Here is a 14,853-nt window from a genome sequence, read left to right as displayed (position 1 = left end):
GATATCAGCCATTTTTTGATGCACCGGTACAACTGGATTCGACCGCACCAATTTAATGGTGGGCTGCCACCGGCTCAGGCTGAGAAAAAACTTAACGTCGTGTCCGGGATCAGTTGACCACTACACAAGCGCGTGCGCAAAGACCAGGTCTTGGGCAACAATCGACCAGACGGAAACGGAACGCAGGTCACCATAATCGAAGGAATGTTTGTTATGAGCCACCTTAACAACGACTTGAGGTCCGATTTCGTTGAGGCACTTGAGGAAATTTCGACGCTGATGTCCATTGCATACGAACAGCTCGGCCCTGTACCGGAAGACCATGCATTAGCTCAGGCAGGTTTAGAGAATGGTGGTGAAATCGTTCTGGATTATGTCGATCACAACGAGGCTGGTGTAGCGTTTGAACACCTGCTTTACATGATTAACGAACCACCGCTCGTTGTTTCTGAAAAATGCATAAAAATTTTAGCTCGGATCGCAAAGTCCTTGAAGATGCCATTCAAGAGATGACAAAAATTAACCCACCTGAAGGTCAGCTTTGGGTCGTTTTCTGTCGGTCGGGACAGGCAGAAAACGGCCAATAGCGCACACTCAAGTATCGACTATGCTTGGAGCGATTCAGCCCTGTACCTGAAGGATCTAAACAATGGGGTACCTTGTCGTTGCTCACGCGATGAATGTGAAGCCGGAGCTAGAACCACTTTCTACTTTGCCGATGAGTATTGGGTGGTCATTGCACCAGGATGAAAGCACCACGTCGTTCTACTTAGACACGTTTAAGGCTGGCGAAGAACGGAAATGGCCCTTTACATCTATGCCACCTATCAAGGAAGTACCGCTTGAGCTCCCTCAAGAATTGGCAGCTCTATCGCGGGTATACAAATTGCTTAAGGATGCTCAGCTGGCCGACTACTTCAAGAGAGCTTTCCTGAATGTGAATTTAGCGCTAAGCAAAAGCCTTCAATTACGCGTTTGTAGCTTTTGCACAGATGACGACGGGCTGGATTTTGTGTGCGTATCGTCGAATGGTGAACTGCAAAGGCTGCGTTGCGTTTGCGGTGATCTGGATATCACCTATGAGCTTGGGACGGTCTTGATCCAACCGCTTCTGATAGATGGCGTGGAAGGCACCGACGCAAGTGGTCTGCATGACCCGGAGAGTGGTATTCACGTCTTGAGTCGGAATATAGCGCCTTCATCGTTACTGCATGCGGTGGCTTCAGCAGAAACCACTCGCTTTCTACAAGCAGAAAGCCCCCCTCTGGGTCTAGGTAGCTTCGATGGTATGGAGGTCGCTCCGATAAAGATTGCAGGCTCTAAGATCGCCTCGCTGGCGCCTAAGGTGGTTGCTCAGAAGGCGTGGTGGAAACGGTGGTAGTCGTATCGACGCCTTCGACCCAAGCCAGGAGGATTCTTCGGCGAAAAGTAGTCAATTATCAGCCTCGAAAAATTGGGGTCGATAATGGGGTGCAAATTTTCAAAAAACTACCCGTCACGATGGGCTGCAATCGGCCAAAAGCGGTCTCTCACGATTGCCCGTTTTCGACTGTGGATTCAACCAGAACCAGACAGTCAGCCCAGCCGACCTACGGCAATTAGCCGACGTCTTGATAGGCTTAATGCGTCATGAGAGATCCGCCGCGAGGTTGGGAGAGTGCCTGGCAAAAGCAAGGGAGATTCAACCAGCCAGCAGAAGCGTTGATCAAGCAACTCGTAGAACCACACTAGGCTCAAGGACTGGTTGGCCTCGTTTCCAAAGCCGCAGCCGTGTTCAACCCACAGCTTTTCTAATAACCATTACAGATATCCTACAATTAGCTGTTGTTTCGAGCCCACAACGAACTCGTAGTTAAGGACGCACTTATGCCTGGTTTTTCCCTGGAAGGATTCGCTGACGACATCGTCGCGGTCAAAACAAAGGAGTACTTCAACGAGGTTTTATCGTCATACCAGAATGGTAATTACCGCTCCTCCATCGTGATGCTCTGGTCAGTCGCGGTGTGTGATGTGCTATACGCATCTTAGTTTTCAGCTACTCTCCAGCAGTCCATTTTAAGACGCGCTGACGGGCCAAAATTTATGCGTGGGTGAGGTACCAGCGCCAATCCTGCTCCCCGACTTCAGCATTGAATTGACGGAACTCGCGCCACTTGATCGCCAGAAACACTTTCAGGAATTCAGCCCCCAGCGCCTCGCGTGCCCACGTTGAACGTTGCAATGCCTGCAACGCTGTAAGCCAGTCGGTGGGTAGAAAATCGGTCGCCTGTTCATAGCCATTGCCCACAATCGCCGCGCCAGGATCGCTTTGATGAGTGATGCCGTGGTGAATGCCCGCCAGTACTGCGGCGGCAGCGAGATAGGGGTTCGCATCGGCACCGCAAATGCGGTGTTCGATGTGCCGACTTATCGCGGGGCCGCCGGGTACGCGGAACGACACCGTACGATTGTTGACGCCCCAACTTTTGGCGAGCGGCGCGTAACTGCCGGTCTGGAAGCGTCGATATGAATTGGCATTCGGGCAAAATATCGCCAGCGAGTCAAACAAGGTCTCCATCATCCCACCGATGGAGTGCCGCAACAGCGGCGTGCCCTGTGGGTCTTCGCTCGCATACAGGTTGTGACCCTGCTCGTCGGCCAGGCTGACGTGCAAATGCATACCGCTACCGGCCTGATCGCTGAATGGCTTAGCCATGAAGCACGCTTGCAGCCCGTGTTTGTTGGCCACACCTTTGACCAGGCGTTTGTAACGGACGCCTTCATCAATGGCCTGGAGTGCGTCGAAACGATGTTCCAGCGTCAACTCGAGCTGGCCCGGAGCGTACTCGGAGATCGCCGTACGGACCGGCAGCCCTTGCAGCGCGCAAGCAGCATAGAGGTCATCAAGAAACGGTTGAGCCTGCTCCAGTTCGTAGACGCCGTAAACCTGCGGGGCAACAGGGCGTACGCCATTGGTTTGCAGTGCCGGCTGCGGCCGACCGTTGACGTCGCGCTGCCGGTCCAGCAGGTAAAATTCCAACTCAACGGCCATTACCGGATGGAATCCATCGGCTTTCAGCCGCTCGATGGTGTGCACCAGTACATGGCGTGGGTCGGCCGGTGCGGCCGGAATACCTTGGGTCGGGTGCATGCTCACCTGCACTTGGCCGGTGGGATTGGTGCGCCAAGGTTGCAGGGTCAGGCTTCCCGGTAAAGGGTAGGTCCAGCAGTCGGCGTCAGCAACATCCCAGACCAAGCCCGTCTCGTCGACGTCTTCTCCCTGCACGGTCAAGGCAAGAATGGAACTCGGCAGCGGCCGACCATTTTCGTAGACCGCCAGTAGCTCATTGCGATGCAACAGTTTGCCACGTGGAACACCATTCGTGTCGATAAGGATCAACTCGATGCTCAGCACTTCAGGGTGGGCGGCGAGATAATCTTCGGCCTCTTTTTTATCAGCAAATTGCATGTCAAACCTCTTAGCGCTCATTCAAGCGACTTGGCAGTATTTGTGAAATGTGGAGTCTTTAGACGTCCAGTTATGAAGGGATGACCCGAGCCCCAGGTATGGCAAGCAGCGTGGTTAGCGCGTTATCCAACTCAACGAGCAGCCTGTCGATATCCGATGAACTTGTCTGTGGACAGCACAGGGTCATGTTGTGAAAAGGCGTGATCAGGATTCCGCGATTGATCAGATAGAGATGCAGCGCCATCTGTAGGCTGTCATGAAAAGCGGCCTCGGCTTGCGCGCCTGTTCTCGGCGGGGTGGCACAGAATTGAAACTCACACCGCGCGCCCAACTCTGTTACCGACCAATTTAGTTGGTGCTGCTTGAACAAGTATCGAAATCCCTTAGCCAACCCTGATGCGAAATGCAACATGTTCTGGTAGGCAGACTCTGTCATGACCTCTTCGAGATTGGCTCGCATGCAACGCATCGCCAGCGCGTTGGCGGACAGTGTCGTTCCCATACCACTGTGGCCATGCCCACCGCTCTCTTCGCTAATGGTCTTCTGCGCGTCGTGCATGGCCAACGCAACTTGCTCGGTAACGCCAAACACAGCGCAGGGCACGCCACCGGCGATGGGTTTACCCACCACAAAAAAGTCGGGTTTCAACTCCCATTGGCGAGTGCATCCACCGATGCCGGTGGAAATAGTGTGGGTCTCGTCAATGACCAACAGGCTGCCATATTTGAGGGTCAACTCTCGGCACTTTTGCATGAAGCCCGAATCGGGCAGGACCATGCCTATGTTCGTCATCGCCGGCTCACACATCAGCGCGCACACATCGCCCTGGGCTAAAGCAGCCTCTAATGCGTCGACATCGTTGAAGGGGATGGATCGACTGTACTGGGCCAAGTCGTAGGCTTGGCCCACAAGACCTGGACGGTGCACTGTTTTGCCGTCGCGGTACCGCACCATCACGTCATCCACGGTGCCGTGATAGCAGCCGTCGAACACCAGCAAGACATTGCGTTTAGTGATAGCGCGCGCCCAGCGCAACACATAACGATTGGCGTCAGTCGCGTTGGCGGTGACCTGCCAATAAGGCAGCCCAAATCGCTGAGCCAGCAACTCTCCGCAGACCACCGCATCTTCGCCAGGCAGCATCGTGGTCAAGCCGTTATCCGCCTGCTCAGCTATGGCTCGGGCGATAGGATCAGGTGAATGGCCAAACATCGTGCCGGTGTCGCCCAGGCAAAAGTCAATGTATTCATGATCGTCAACATCGGTGAAGCGCGCGCCTTTGGCGCGCTTGACGAAGAGCGGCGAAGGCATGGACCAATCGCTCATCCAGTGCATGGGAACACCGTTGAACAGATTCGCCTTGGCACGCTTGGCCAGCGCCATTGACGTTGGGTTGTTTTCAATGAATCGGGCACGCTCGGATGCGGTAAACGCAGCAATCGCTGATTCACTAATTCCACTTTTCGACATAATAAGAACCCTATGTTAAGTACCAACATTAATTAAAAGTCGTTGCTGTCTATATATTATTCGGTAATCCATCGCCACATTTACTCACGCATCAGTCCCCTAATGACTAGGGAATGCAGATACGTAAACTTACAACTCGGGTGTTCGCGTTAAATATTTATAGCGTGGACTAACACACTCTTTGGTATATCGCGGTGATAGCAGCAGCCCCACCCAGGGTCATTCATTGATCGTGTTGGAGAAAACCTCAAACTTAATAGCCAGTTTGTCGGGCAGCCAGCGTATTTAAGTCGATTTCGGCACGCAGCCTTCGCATTGTTCGCTCTAGGTATGCTCTAGGCGAGTTACCGAAATTGTAGATTCCGGGGTCTAATTTTCCGTATTATTCCCGCTAAGCGGGGATAAACCGACGTGACTTGAAATCAGGCTTGAGGGGCTTTGTTCTCGACCAGACAGTTCCCTCCATCCACCACGAGGACTTCCCCTGTGATGTAACTGGCGTCAGGCGACGCCAGAAATGCAACCGCCGCCGCCACTTCGCGGGGGCTGCCTGACCGCCCAATCGGGGTAAAGCGCCCCGCCTCTGCTTCAACGGACGTGGTTGACCCGGTGTTGATCCATCCGGGAGCCACGCTGTTTACGGTAACCCCCTGCTTGGCGACTTCAAGTGAGAGTCCCATGTTCATGCCAACCATCGCGGCCTTGGCGGCGCTATAAGCGGCTTCGCCCGGATTGCTCCCCCTGGTGCCCGTGGTGGAACTGATATTGACAATGCGCCCGTAACTTCGCGCCCTCATACCGGGCAAAACGGCCCGAGTCAGAAGAAAAGCGGTCGTTAAGTTTCTGGCCAGTGAACGATTCCACTCATGCAGTTCCATCGTTGCCAATTCCGAGAAAACCTCAGGGCTTCCTTGCATGGCCATACCAGCATTATTCACCAGAATATCCACCCGCCCCCAGACTGACTCTGCCCATAGGCTGAATTCACGTACCTGGCTTTCATCGGTGAGGTCAGTTGGCCGGCCTTCAACTTCAAACCCTTCAAGGCGTAGCTCTTCAATCCGATCCGCGATGCGGTTGCTGCTGGCAGTGATAATCAACTTCGCCCCGGATACACCTAGCCTGCGAGCAATAGCCATACCGATCCCAGATTCACTCCCGGCACCACTGACAAGTGCCACATGCCCCCTCAATTCCGTACCCAACATGGTGTGCCCCACGTATTAAATTTGAAAGAGAGTAGAAATTAGGCCAATAAAACTGATAAATAAAGACGATCATCATCAGAAAATTTGACAACCACTATGGCGTTTACCAGTGAGTCACTTAAAGTTTTCCTCTCGGTCGTCGACAGCGGGTCCTTTTCTGCCGCCGCTCGAAAATTAGGCCGGGTACCCTCGGCCATCAACATGGCGGTGTCGCAGCTTGAAGCAGAGCTGGATTTGTTGCTTTTTGACCGATCAACCCGCAAAGCTATTCCTACGGCGGCCGCCAAAGCACTGGAGCCCCAGGCACGACAAGTCGCCAGCCAGTTAAACCTGCTGGACGCCCATGCGCTCCAGCTTCATCAGGGGTTGGAGGGGCGCTTGGTCCTTGCGATGGCGCCGGAGTTGCAAACAGGCGTATGGAATCGTCCGCTGTCCATTATCGCCAGGGAGTTTCCCACGCTTGAAATCGAGATTCGCTCCGCGTCCCATCCGGAGGCGATGCGCATGCTCCATGAAGGGCGTGTGCAATTGGCACTTGGATTTGAACGACCAGGGCTTGACGAGCGGGAGACGTTTCTCGAAGCGGGGAGCCAATTGTTAGTAGCAGTTGCCTCTCCAGATCATCCTGCGGCCGCCGGCAAGAAAAGCCCCTTAGGTGAAGAGCAACTGGTCAACGTTCGGCAGATCATCGTTTCTACTGGAGGACCTACAGACTCTGACCCACGTGTTGTGCTGTCACGGCGGATTTGGCACAGCGACAATTATCTGGCAACTCTGGATCTGGTGCAGCAAGGATTGGGCTGGGCTTATCTTCCACAACCGCTGGTACAACCTCTAATCACTTCGGGCGCATTGACGGAGGTAGTGTTTGACAACATGCCGAGTCAGATGCGGTTATGGGTCGATATCATCTGGGTAAAGAACCGGCCTCTGGGGCTGGGAGCGCGTCGTTACCTGAGTCTGATGCGCGAAATTGCGGAGGACGAGCCTCGTCGTATTTGATGAGTAAAAGTGCACATTGAGGCTTCTGGCGGCGTCCAAATGCGGCCCGACGGTTGATTCACAAGAGCGAGTTTCGCCGTCCGTCACGCAGCTATCTTTCGCAGAAGCTACCCTCGCAGAGAGGCGGCTTTCGGCCGATTGTGTTGAAAAAGTTCGGTCCTTCCAGGCTGCGCATGTACTGACTGCTGAAAATGCCTTTTTTGCGCGCAGCTACGCGAAATCTGAGCCCGGAACCCTCTGCTCAAAGTAAAGATTTCAATCTCAAACGCGTACTTTTCTGCCGTGGAAACCATGGCCGACTTTTTCAACAGAATAGGCCAGAAGCGGTCATTCATACGCGTCTACCAAGTGGGCATTCAGAACGGCGCGACAGGCTAGAACCCACTATTCAGTGCAGTCGTCCCGTAAATCGCTCTTCAGGGAATCCGGCAGCTACAACGGCTTCGGCTTTTATCAACGTGCCATCGAAATCTGCCGGTTTATCCAGCCCTATCCGTGCGCTGGTGCAGTAAAGCGTTTCATAACCAGGTCCCGCTAACACCGGGCAAGTTGTCTGAATACACGGGGAGTCGATCACGCTGTCAACTTTGCCGTCAGTCGCGTAACGCACGACTCTGCTACCGCCCCATTCCGCATTCCAGAGAAAACCCTGCGCATCAATACAAGAACCGTCTGGAGCACCCTGACCGTTGATTGTGGTGAATACACGCTGGTTTTCTAGCGACGGGTAATCGCAGCAGAAAATGCATCCTTGCAGGGAATCCGCGTAATACATGGTGGAACCGTCCGGGCTAAAACAGATGCTGTTCGGGATCGCCACTTCGGGAAGATCCAGCGTTTCTGTCTCGAGCGTCGCGGCATTGAGCCGGTGAAATCTGCCTATGGTTTGCACCGGCTCGCCGGTGTCCATAGTGCTGAATACGAAGTTTCCCATACGGTCGCAGCGGCCATCATTGATCCGGGTTCCTGCCACGCCAGGGGTGGCTGTGATTTTGCTGAAACGACCGGTGCTCAGGTTGTAGTAGCCCAGGCAGGATGCCAGTCCCATCAGCAATATGTCTTCGTCTGCCGTGAGGGCAAATGACCCTAGCGGCTCTGGCAGAGAGCAACGCTGCACTTCGCCGCTTTCGGGGTCCAGAGCACGCAACTCGCAGCCGGGTATGTCGGTCCAGAACAGGCGTTCGGTTCTTTCACACCAGATAGAGCATTCGCCAAGAAGACTGGTGGTGCCGGTTAGGGTTTTAAACATGGTTGCGTCCTAGGAAACAGGATGGGGCAAACAAGGCAGTCAGTTGGAGAAAAGCGCTGACCACCTGTCACCGAACAGGGCGATGGCCAGGCCTGCGAGCATCACCATCGACCCGGCCAACTTGATGAGAGACACCGGCCTTTCCGATGCCCCCATCAATCCGAAATGATCGATAACCAGTGACGAAATAATCTGCCCTGCGATAGCGAGGCCCAGCATGGCTGACAGACCGATTTTTGGCGCAAGCACCACATAACTAAGCAAGGCACCGGCACCCAGCAGACCGCCCAGCAGGCTCCACCAAGGCTGGGCAGGTATAGCCGCCAGTGAGGCCACTATCCCGCCGCGCATCAATGAAAAGACGCCCAGGCATATCGCACCGGCAGTAAATGAGAACAGCGCCGCCGCTACGGAATCTCCACCCACACCTTTAGCGAGTTGACCATTCAGCGTGGTCTGCAGGGTTATGCCAAGCCCTGCGGCGATGGCCAGCAGGTAGTAGGCTGCGTTCATCTCGCTTCTCCTTACTTGGCTGACTCAAGCGGCATAAATGTCTCGGCAAAAATATCCGGCTGGTAGCCTGCGGCAGCAAACAGATGCTCACGGGATTCGTCGATTGCTGCACGCAGCCTTTCGCTGTCCACGCCCAGCACCTTGCCGCCGCGCTTGACGATGCGCCCGCCAATCATGACCGTGTCGACATTGCTGCGTTCGGCCGCGTGTACAACGGTGCCGAATGCGTTGCCTGACGGGTAAAGGTTGATGTCCTGTGCATTGATAAGGATCAGGTCGGCCTGTTTGCCGGGGGCCAGGCTGCCGACTTTGTCCTGCAATCCGGCACAGGTAGCGCCGTCGAGAGTGGCGGCTTTGAGCAGGCCATGAGCAGGCAGGGTCACCGGATGATGTTCTGCGCCGCAGCAGCGCTGCTGGTGCATGCCCATGACGCGCTGCAGGTAGAACGCCACCCGCATCTCCATGAACATGTCACCGCTGTAGGAGGTTTCGTTATCGACACTCAGCCCCGGACTGATGCCGTGACGCTGGGCCGACTGCATGGCGAACATTCCATCTTCAATGCCGTAGTGGGCATCTGAACGCGGGCATACGTTGACCCGCACGCCAGCCTCGCGAAGGATTTTCCAGCCGGCGTCCGGCAGCGCTGTGCAGTGGTTGAAGATGTTATCGGGGCGCAGCAGACCCTCGCGATGCAAACCCTCCAACTCAGCTGCCATGTCCCCGTCGAAAAATTCGGTAATGATCGGCAGCCCCAAGCGCCGGGCTTCAGCCCATAGCTCAGGCTCCAGCTGCGCCATCACCGCCAGCGAGAGCAGTGGATTGTCGCCGTTCTTGACGTATTTTTCCTGCAGGCGCTCCAGGTTGCCGGGCCAGTGGGCTTTGTCCCACTCACCGGAAACTGGCGCACCGGAGGCGTGTACAGATCGGATACCAGCATCAAGCAGCGCCTCTACCGCAGCATCGGAGTGCGAGCCGGTGCGGCTGTTGTGCGAGTTATCGACCACGGTGGTGATGCCGGCATCGATGCAGCCCAGCGCAGTCAGTAGGTTGCCGATATACATGTCAGCCGGGCGATAGTATTTGGCGAACGAGAAGTGCGTGGCGTTGCAGTAATCTTCCAGGGTTTCGGCATTCGGATTGATTCGACGCAGTTGGCCCTCCCAGGAGTGACGATGCGTATCGACCATGCCGGGCATGGCAATCATGCAGGATGCCTCGATAACAACAGCGTCGCCGGCCTCAATGTTTTCACCTATGGCCGTGATGGTGCTGCCTTCGATAAGGATATCGCCGCGCGCCAGATTGCCGATATCACCATCCATGCTCAGCACAGTGGCGCCGCGGATAAGGGTGCGGGCGGCCGGAGCGGCCGGGGCCTGCACGATGCTGCGGTTATATTCAGCCATTTTCTGTACACCTCTTCAAATTTCGTTGGAAGCAATGTACGCAATGCGGTACTGCGGGAAAAAGATGGTTAAACTGTTTTTATTATTCAATATTTACGAATAATAACGACTTCCCCCGATCACTGCTTTGAGGCTGCTAACAGTCATGGACCGTATTCAAGCGATGCAGGTTTTCGTTCGTGTGGCTGAAGCAGAAAGCTTTATCCAGGCGGCGCAGACGCTCTCTCTGCCGGCCTCGACAGTTACCAGCAGCGTCAAAAATCTTGAGAAGTACTTGCAGGTGCGCCTGCTGAACAGAACAACGCGACGGGTCAGCCTGACGCATGAGGGCGCTCAATATCTGGCGCAATGCAGGGAAATATTGGAGCTGATCGAACACACAGAGACCAGCCTGACGGATTCCGTAAAACGGCCACAGGGGCGTTTGCGTGTCGATATGCCGGGTGGCATTGCACACTTCATCGTCATGCCAAACCTGCAAGACTTTTACAGGCGCTACCCGGATATCTACCTGATGATAGGCGTCAACGATCGGCAGGTTGATGTGGTGCAAGAGGGTGTCGATTGCGTTATTCGTACAGGCGAGCTCGATGACTCAACGCTCGTTGCGCGCCCACTCGGTCGGTTTCGCTGGGTGACCTGTGCGTCTGCCGCCTATCTCGAAGAGAACGGTACTCCGCAAAATCCGCAAGATTTGTCTCACCACCGGGCCATTCATTACTTCTCGGGCCGTGCAAGGCAAGCAGGTGAAATGCGCTTTGCCCGTGGCACCGAAAAAATCTCAGTCCCGGTGAACGGCACAGCGGCTGTCAACGAGACTGGGCTTTACATCAAAATGTGCCTTGAAGGTTTAGGGCTGGTGCAGCTCGCTGAGAACGTGGTCAGCGAGCATCTGCGAAAAGGGCGGCTGGTTGAAGTACTTGCTGACTGGCAGCCCGCATCGGTTCCTGTGCACCTGCTATACCCGCATCAGCGCTTTCTATCGCCAGCTGTGAGCGCATTCGCTGACTGGATTGCTGGTCTTGTTCGCGACGATGATTCAGCAGGTTCAAGTTGAACGTTGCGCCCGGCCAGCATTCCGATGAATGCGCCGGCTACGGAGATTGCGGCTGTGATCAGCAGCGGTGCTGTCCAGCCACCGGTCCAGTCGTGCAGTTGGCCTAGCAGCAAGGGGCCTGCGGCTGCCATCAGGTAGCCGACGCACTGCGCCATTCCTGACAGTGCCGCCGTGTCACCGGCATTTTTTGTGCGCAAGCCGATGAAGGTCAGGCCGAGCATCATGCTGGCACCAGAGCCGAAGCCCAGGAACGCGGCCCACAACATGGCGTAGTCTGGCGCGTAAATGAGCCCGATCAGGGATGAGGCGGTTAACAGGCTGACGGTAGCGGCTGCCAGTTTCTGGTCTTTGAGACGGCGAAGCGTGGCCGCCAGAATCAAGCCGGGAATGGCCGTGGTCAGTTGAAGCGTGCCATGTACCGTGCCTGCTTGCTCCGGGGATATGCCATGGTCCATCAGAATGGTCGGCAGCCAGCCGACGGCGACATAAAAAGGCATCGCGTTCAGCCCCATGAACAGTGTGACCTGCCATGCCAGCGGCGAACGCCAGACGGCCACGGTTGGCGCTTGTTTCGGACCGGACAGATTTACGTGTTCATGTTTTTTCAACTGCGGCAGCCACACCACCAGCGCCAACAAAGGGGCTGCGACCAACAAACTCAGGGCAATCGGCCATCCCCATGATTGGGTCAGCGGAACTATTACGGCTGAACCGACAGCGCCCGCTGCGCCCATCGTGATGGAATAAGCGCCGGTCATGGACGCCATTTTTGTCGAGAAGTCGCGTTTGATAAGGCCGGGCAGCAGCACGTTGCCCAGGGCGATCCCAGTGCCTATCAATATCGTACCGGCGTACAACGCCCACGCGCTGCCTGCGGAGCGGAGCAGGATGCCCGCTGAAATGACCAGCAGCGCACCGAAAAGCGTGCGCTCGATGCCGAACCTGCGGGCGACCGATGCGCTGAGCGGGGAGAAGGCTGCAAAGGCAAGTAATGGCAGTGAAGTAAGCAGGCCTAGAGCTGAGGCGCTCAAGCCAAAATCATTCTGGATCAGCGGCAAAACGGGCGCGATGCTGGTAAAGGGAACGCGCAGGTTCACGGCGATAAGCAGAATGCCTGCGACGAGCGCGATGGCATGCCACTTGTTTTTTGTATCTGACATATTCTTTATCTGTCCTCTTGAAAGAAGACAACTGTAGAGAACTTCAGAACTGTATAATATAGATATCAAGACACCCGATACCTAAATTATGCCAAGCTCAAAAAATATCGTTTCCTCGCCGGAAGATTTCGATTCAGACCTTTTCGCCCAGGCAGCGATTGCCCTCAAGGTTGCGCCTGACCTCAATGATTCGGGTGCCCGCCCGCATGATCATCGCAAAGGCCAGCTGATCCTGTCTTTGCATGGCGCAGTGAGCTGTGAGGTGCAAAATGCACTATGGCTTGTCCCTCCCCAGCACGCCGTATGGATCCCGGGCGGCAAGCCGCACAGTTGCCGAGTGACCGAAAACGCCCGGACCTGCTTTCTGTTCGTTGAGCCCGGTGCGGCAGCCATGCCTGAAGAATGCTGCACGGTTGCCATTACGCCCCTTGTTCGGGAGATGATCCTGCATCTCGCTGAACAGGAACCTGCTTTCCATTCCGAGGGCAAGACAGCTCGGCTGGTTGCAGTGCTGCTTGAGCAGCTTTCCGATGCTCCGCTGAGAGAGCTGCATTTGCCGATATCAGACCACCCCAAGATCAAACAAATCGCGGATACGCTCTTCTCAGATCCAGGCGACCGAACTACGTTGCGCGAGTGGGCCACTCGGCTTGCAACCAGTGAACGAACGCTGGCCAGGCTTGTAGAAAGCACGACCGGGCTGAGCTTCGGACGCTGGCGTCAACAATTGCATTTGATGATCGCACTGAGTCATTTGGCGGAGGGGGTTTCAGTGCAACGTGTGGCAGGCATTCTGGGATATGACTCTGTTAATGCCTTCATCACGATGTTCAAAAAAGCCCTGGGTAAACCGCCTACTCAGTATTTTTCCTCGCTGCGTTAATGCTCCGGTGGCTGATACAGAGCGCCAAGGTTGTAGAGTGATCACGGTATGTCCGCTTCTGGCCGATAGAGGTCGGTCAGAAAGTTTTATATTGCCCATCATAGGGCTTGCTGGAGCCCAGCTTGATACCCCCATGTTCGGTAAGGCCGCGTTCGATTCACGCGAGCGTTAATCCCGGATCCACAGCTCATTCCGGAGTGAGAACCTACTTCAGCTTTTTCACTGCTACGTTCTTAGCCTCGATCTCCATATCCCCGAAATCACCCTCCAGACTCAGCACGTCGTTTACAAAACTTATGCCTTCCAGCTCTCCGAGTTCCGTGCAGTGGTGCAGGTTGAGTGCGCCAATTCTGACTGTCAGTTTGGTGCCGTAGTCGTTCCAGGCAGTCAGCTTGTAGCGGCTATCGCCATGCAGGCTGACGATCACTTCAAAAATATGGTGAGCCTGGTCCAATGAGACTGACAGGATATTGCTTTCTTCGAGGTCTTTAACGTCCATGGTCAGGCATCTCTCGATTGCTGTTCACTTTCATCGGCCTTACTTGATATCGTCTGAGCGGGCACCGAGGAATAACGGGTCAGCTAAAATGTTGTGAATACCTGGCGACTTGTTCAGGAAAAAACTCCCGATAAAGAGGCTGGGGAATGCCAAGCACGTTAATCTCAATTAAGTCAGGTAGAAGCTCTTCTGAGTAATCCAGGATACCAACGCCTGCACACTGAATGAGTTGGCCTGTTTCGGTTTGAACCGAAAGAGCTAGAGACGTCTGATCACGATGGTTAGCCCGGCATTCGTTTTGGATTAACGAGTAGTCATCGGTTGGCTCGAATCGGCCGAAAACAACCCCCATGGGGGCGTCCCCCTCCTCGAGTGATGAGTAACCCACCAAAACCGTCCCGCTGTATATTGAAAATCGCGCCAAGTGATTACCCATTCGGTATTGGATTTAATATTGCCCATCATCAGGGTTGCCCGCCGCCACTAAAAACTCCTGACGCGCCAACGCTCACAATCCCACACTAGCCGTAGTCGACTCAGCCTCTGCCTCGGGATTCGCCCGCCACAACTGATATGCCAGATAAAACAGATACGCCGCGCCCAAAAACTTGATCCCATAAAACAACAACTCCGACGTTTGCAGCACCACCGCCAAACCCGCCGAGGCGAGGGCGATCATCCCAGCAAAGGCCAGCAGCCGACCGATACCCGCCAGGCACGAAGTGCGGTAGCCGTAGCGCGTGGCGTTGCTCACAGACAGTAAGTTGTTCGGGCCGGGCGCCATGTTCAAGGCGAAGCAGGCGGGCAGGAAAAGGGCGAGAGTGGCGAGGTCCATGGCGGCTCCGGGATCGCGTGGGCGGGGAGGTGTGAGGATAAGGGGGTAGGGGGCTGTTGGACAATGCGCGCGTTGAGTCTGCGATGAAACCAACGCGCGCGGATCAACTCAGCTATGGC

General features: G+C 55.2%; 13 protein-coding genes and 1 pseudogene. 5 read left to right on the top strand and 9 right to left on the bottom strand.

What is annotated here, in order from left to right; translation table 11 throughout:
• The first annotated feature begins 213 nt into the window (after nt 1-213).
• Complete coding sequence (locus AACY08_RS26270; RefSeq protein WP_280944488.1) at nt 214-513, top strand: MafI family immunity protein; 300 nt, start codon at nt 214-216, stop codon at nt 511-513.
• Nucleotides 514-649: 136 nt separating this feature from the next.
• Complete coding sequence (locus AACY08_RS26265) at nt 650-1,381, top strand: hypothetical protein (protein ID WP_339472065.1); 732 nt, start codon at nt 650-652, stop codon at nt 1,379-1,381.
• A gap of 699 nt (nt 1,382-2,080) precedes the next feature.
• On the opposite strand, the gene AACY08_RS26260 is transcribed toward AACY08_RS26265, so the two are convergent.
• The 3 genes from AACY08_RS26260 to AACY08_RS26250 all read right to left on the bottom strand — a co-directional run bounded on the left by AACY08_RS26260 (nt 2,081) and on the right by AACY08_RS26250 (nt 6,127).
• Complete coding sequence (locus AACY08_RS26260; RefSeq protein ID WP_339472064.1) at nt 2,081-3,448, bottom strand: glutamine synthetase family protein; 1,368 nt, start codon at nt 3,446-3,448, stop codon at nt 2,081-2,083.
• A 70-nt stretch (nt 3,449-3,518) separates the two neighbouring features.
• Entirely contained in the window at nt 3,519-4,919 is a 1,401-nt protein-coding gene (locus tag AACY08_RS26255; RefSeq protein ID WP_339472063.1) for an aspartate aminotransferase family protein, read from the bottom strand.
• A gap of 422 nt (nt 4,920-5,341) precedes the next feature.
• The gene (locus AACY08_RS26250; RefSeq protein WP_339472062.1) at nt 5,342-6,127 is read right to left on the bottom strand and encodes an SDR family NAD(P)-dependent oxidoreductase; all 786 of its coding nucleotides are present in this window, start codon (nt 6,125-6,127) and stop codon (nt 5,342-5,344) included.
• Nucleotides 6,128-6,223: 96 nt separating this feature from the next.
• Between AACY08_RS26250 and AACY08_RS26245 the strand changes: the two genes are divergently transcribed.
• Nucleotides 6,224-7,129 (top strand): LysR family transcriptional regulator, encoded by a 906-nt coding sequence (locus AACY08_RS26245; RefSeq protein ID WP_339472061.1) that lies wholly within the window; start codon nt 6,224-6,226, stop codon nt 7,127-7,129.
• Nucleotides 7,130-7,517: 388 nt separating this feature from the next.
• Here AACY08_RS26245 and AACY08_RS26240 read toward each other — a convergent pair whose 3' ends face one another.
• Genes AACY08_RS26240 through AACY08_RS26230 form a run of 3 tightly spaced genes read right to left on the bottom strand, consistent with a single transcriptional unit; the run spans nt 7,518 to nt 10,300 of the window.
• Nucleotides 7,518-8,378 carry an SMP-30/gluconolactonase/LRE family protein gene (locus tag AACY08_RS26240; RefSeq protein WP_339472060.1) on the bottom strand — a complete coding sequence of 287 codons (861 nt, stop codon included), beginning with the start codon at nt 8,376-8,378 and terminating at the stop codon, nt 7,518-7,520.
• A gap of 39 nt (nt 8,379-8,417) precedes the next feature.
• Nucleotides 8,418-8,891: a DMT family transporter gene (locus AACY08_RS26235; RefSeq protein ID WP_339472059.1), complete on the bottom strand. Its 474-nt coding sequence runs from the start codon at nt 8,889-8,891 to the stop codon at nt 8,418-8,420.
• Between the two features lie 11 nt (nt 8,892-8,902).
• Entirely contained in the window at nt 8,903-10,300 is a 1,398-nt protein-coding gene (locus AACY08_RS26230) for an amidohydrolase family protein (RefSeq protein ID WP_339472058.1), read from the bottom strand.
• A gap of 145 nt (nt 10,301-10,445) precedes the next feature.
• Here AACY08_RS26230 and AACY08_RS26225 point away from each other — a divergent pair, with 145 nt between their 5' ends.
• Nucleotides 10,446-11,357, top strand: a complete 912-nt coding sequence (locus tag AACY08_RS26225; RefSeq protein ID WP_339472057.1) for a LysR family transcriptional regulator — start codon at nt 10,446-10,448, stop codon at nt 11,355-11,357.
• Here AACY08_RS26225 and AACY08_RS26220 read toward each other — a convergent pair.
• The gene (locus tag AACY08_RS26220) at nt 11,270-12,517 is read right to left on the bottom strand and encodes an MFS transporter (RefSeq protein WP_339472056.1); all 1,248 of its coding nucleotides are present in this window, start codon (nt 12,515-12,517) and stop codon (nt 11,270-11,272) included. The two genes, AACY08_RS26225 and AACY08_RS26220, sit on opposite strands and share 88 nt — an antisense overlap.
• An 88-nt stretch (nt 12,518-12,605) precedes the next feature.
• Between AACY08_RS26220 and AACY08_RS26215 the strand changes: the two genes are divergently transcribed.
• Complete coding sequence (locus tag AACY08_RS26215; protein WP_339472055.1) at nt 12,606-13,400, top strand: AraC family transcriptional regulator; 795 nt, start codon at nt 12,606-12,608, stop codon at nt 13,398-13,400.
• Between the two features lie 205 nt (nt 13,401-13,605).
• Here AACY08_RS26215 and AACY08_RS26210 read toward each other — a convergent pair whose 3' ends face one another.
• Both AACY08_RS26210 and AACY08_RS26205 read right to left on the bottom strand, forming a co-directional pair.
• Nucleotides 13,606-13,899 (bottom strand): hypothetical protein, encoded by a 294-nt coding sequence (locus AACY08_RS26210; protein ID WP_339436554.1) that lies wholly within the window; start codon nt 13,897-13,899, stop codon nt 13,606-13,608.
• A gap of 511 nt (nt 13,900-14,410) precedes the next feature.
• Nucleotides 14,411-14,734, bottom strand: a pseudogene (locus tag AACY08_RS26205) (LysE family translocator); the annotation flags it as partial.
• Nucleotides 14,735-14,853 lie beyond the last annotated feature (119 nt).

Source organism: Pseudomonas sp. EL_65y_Pfl1_R83 (genome assembly GCF_963970695.1).
GTDB lineage: Bacteria > Pseudomonadota > Gammaproteobacteria > Pseudomonadales > Pseudomonadaceae > Aquipseudomonas > Aquipseudomonas tritici.
This window is presented reverse-complemented; position numbering and strand designations above follow the sequence as displayed.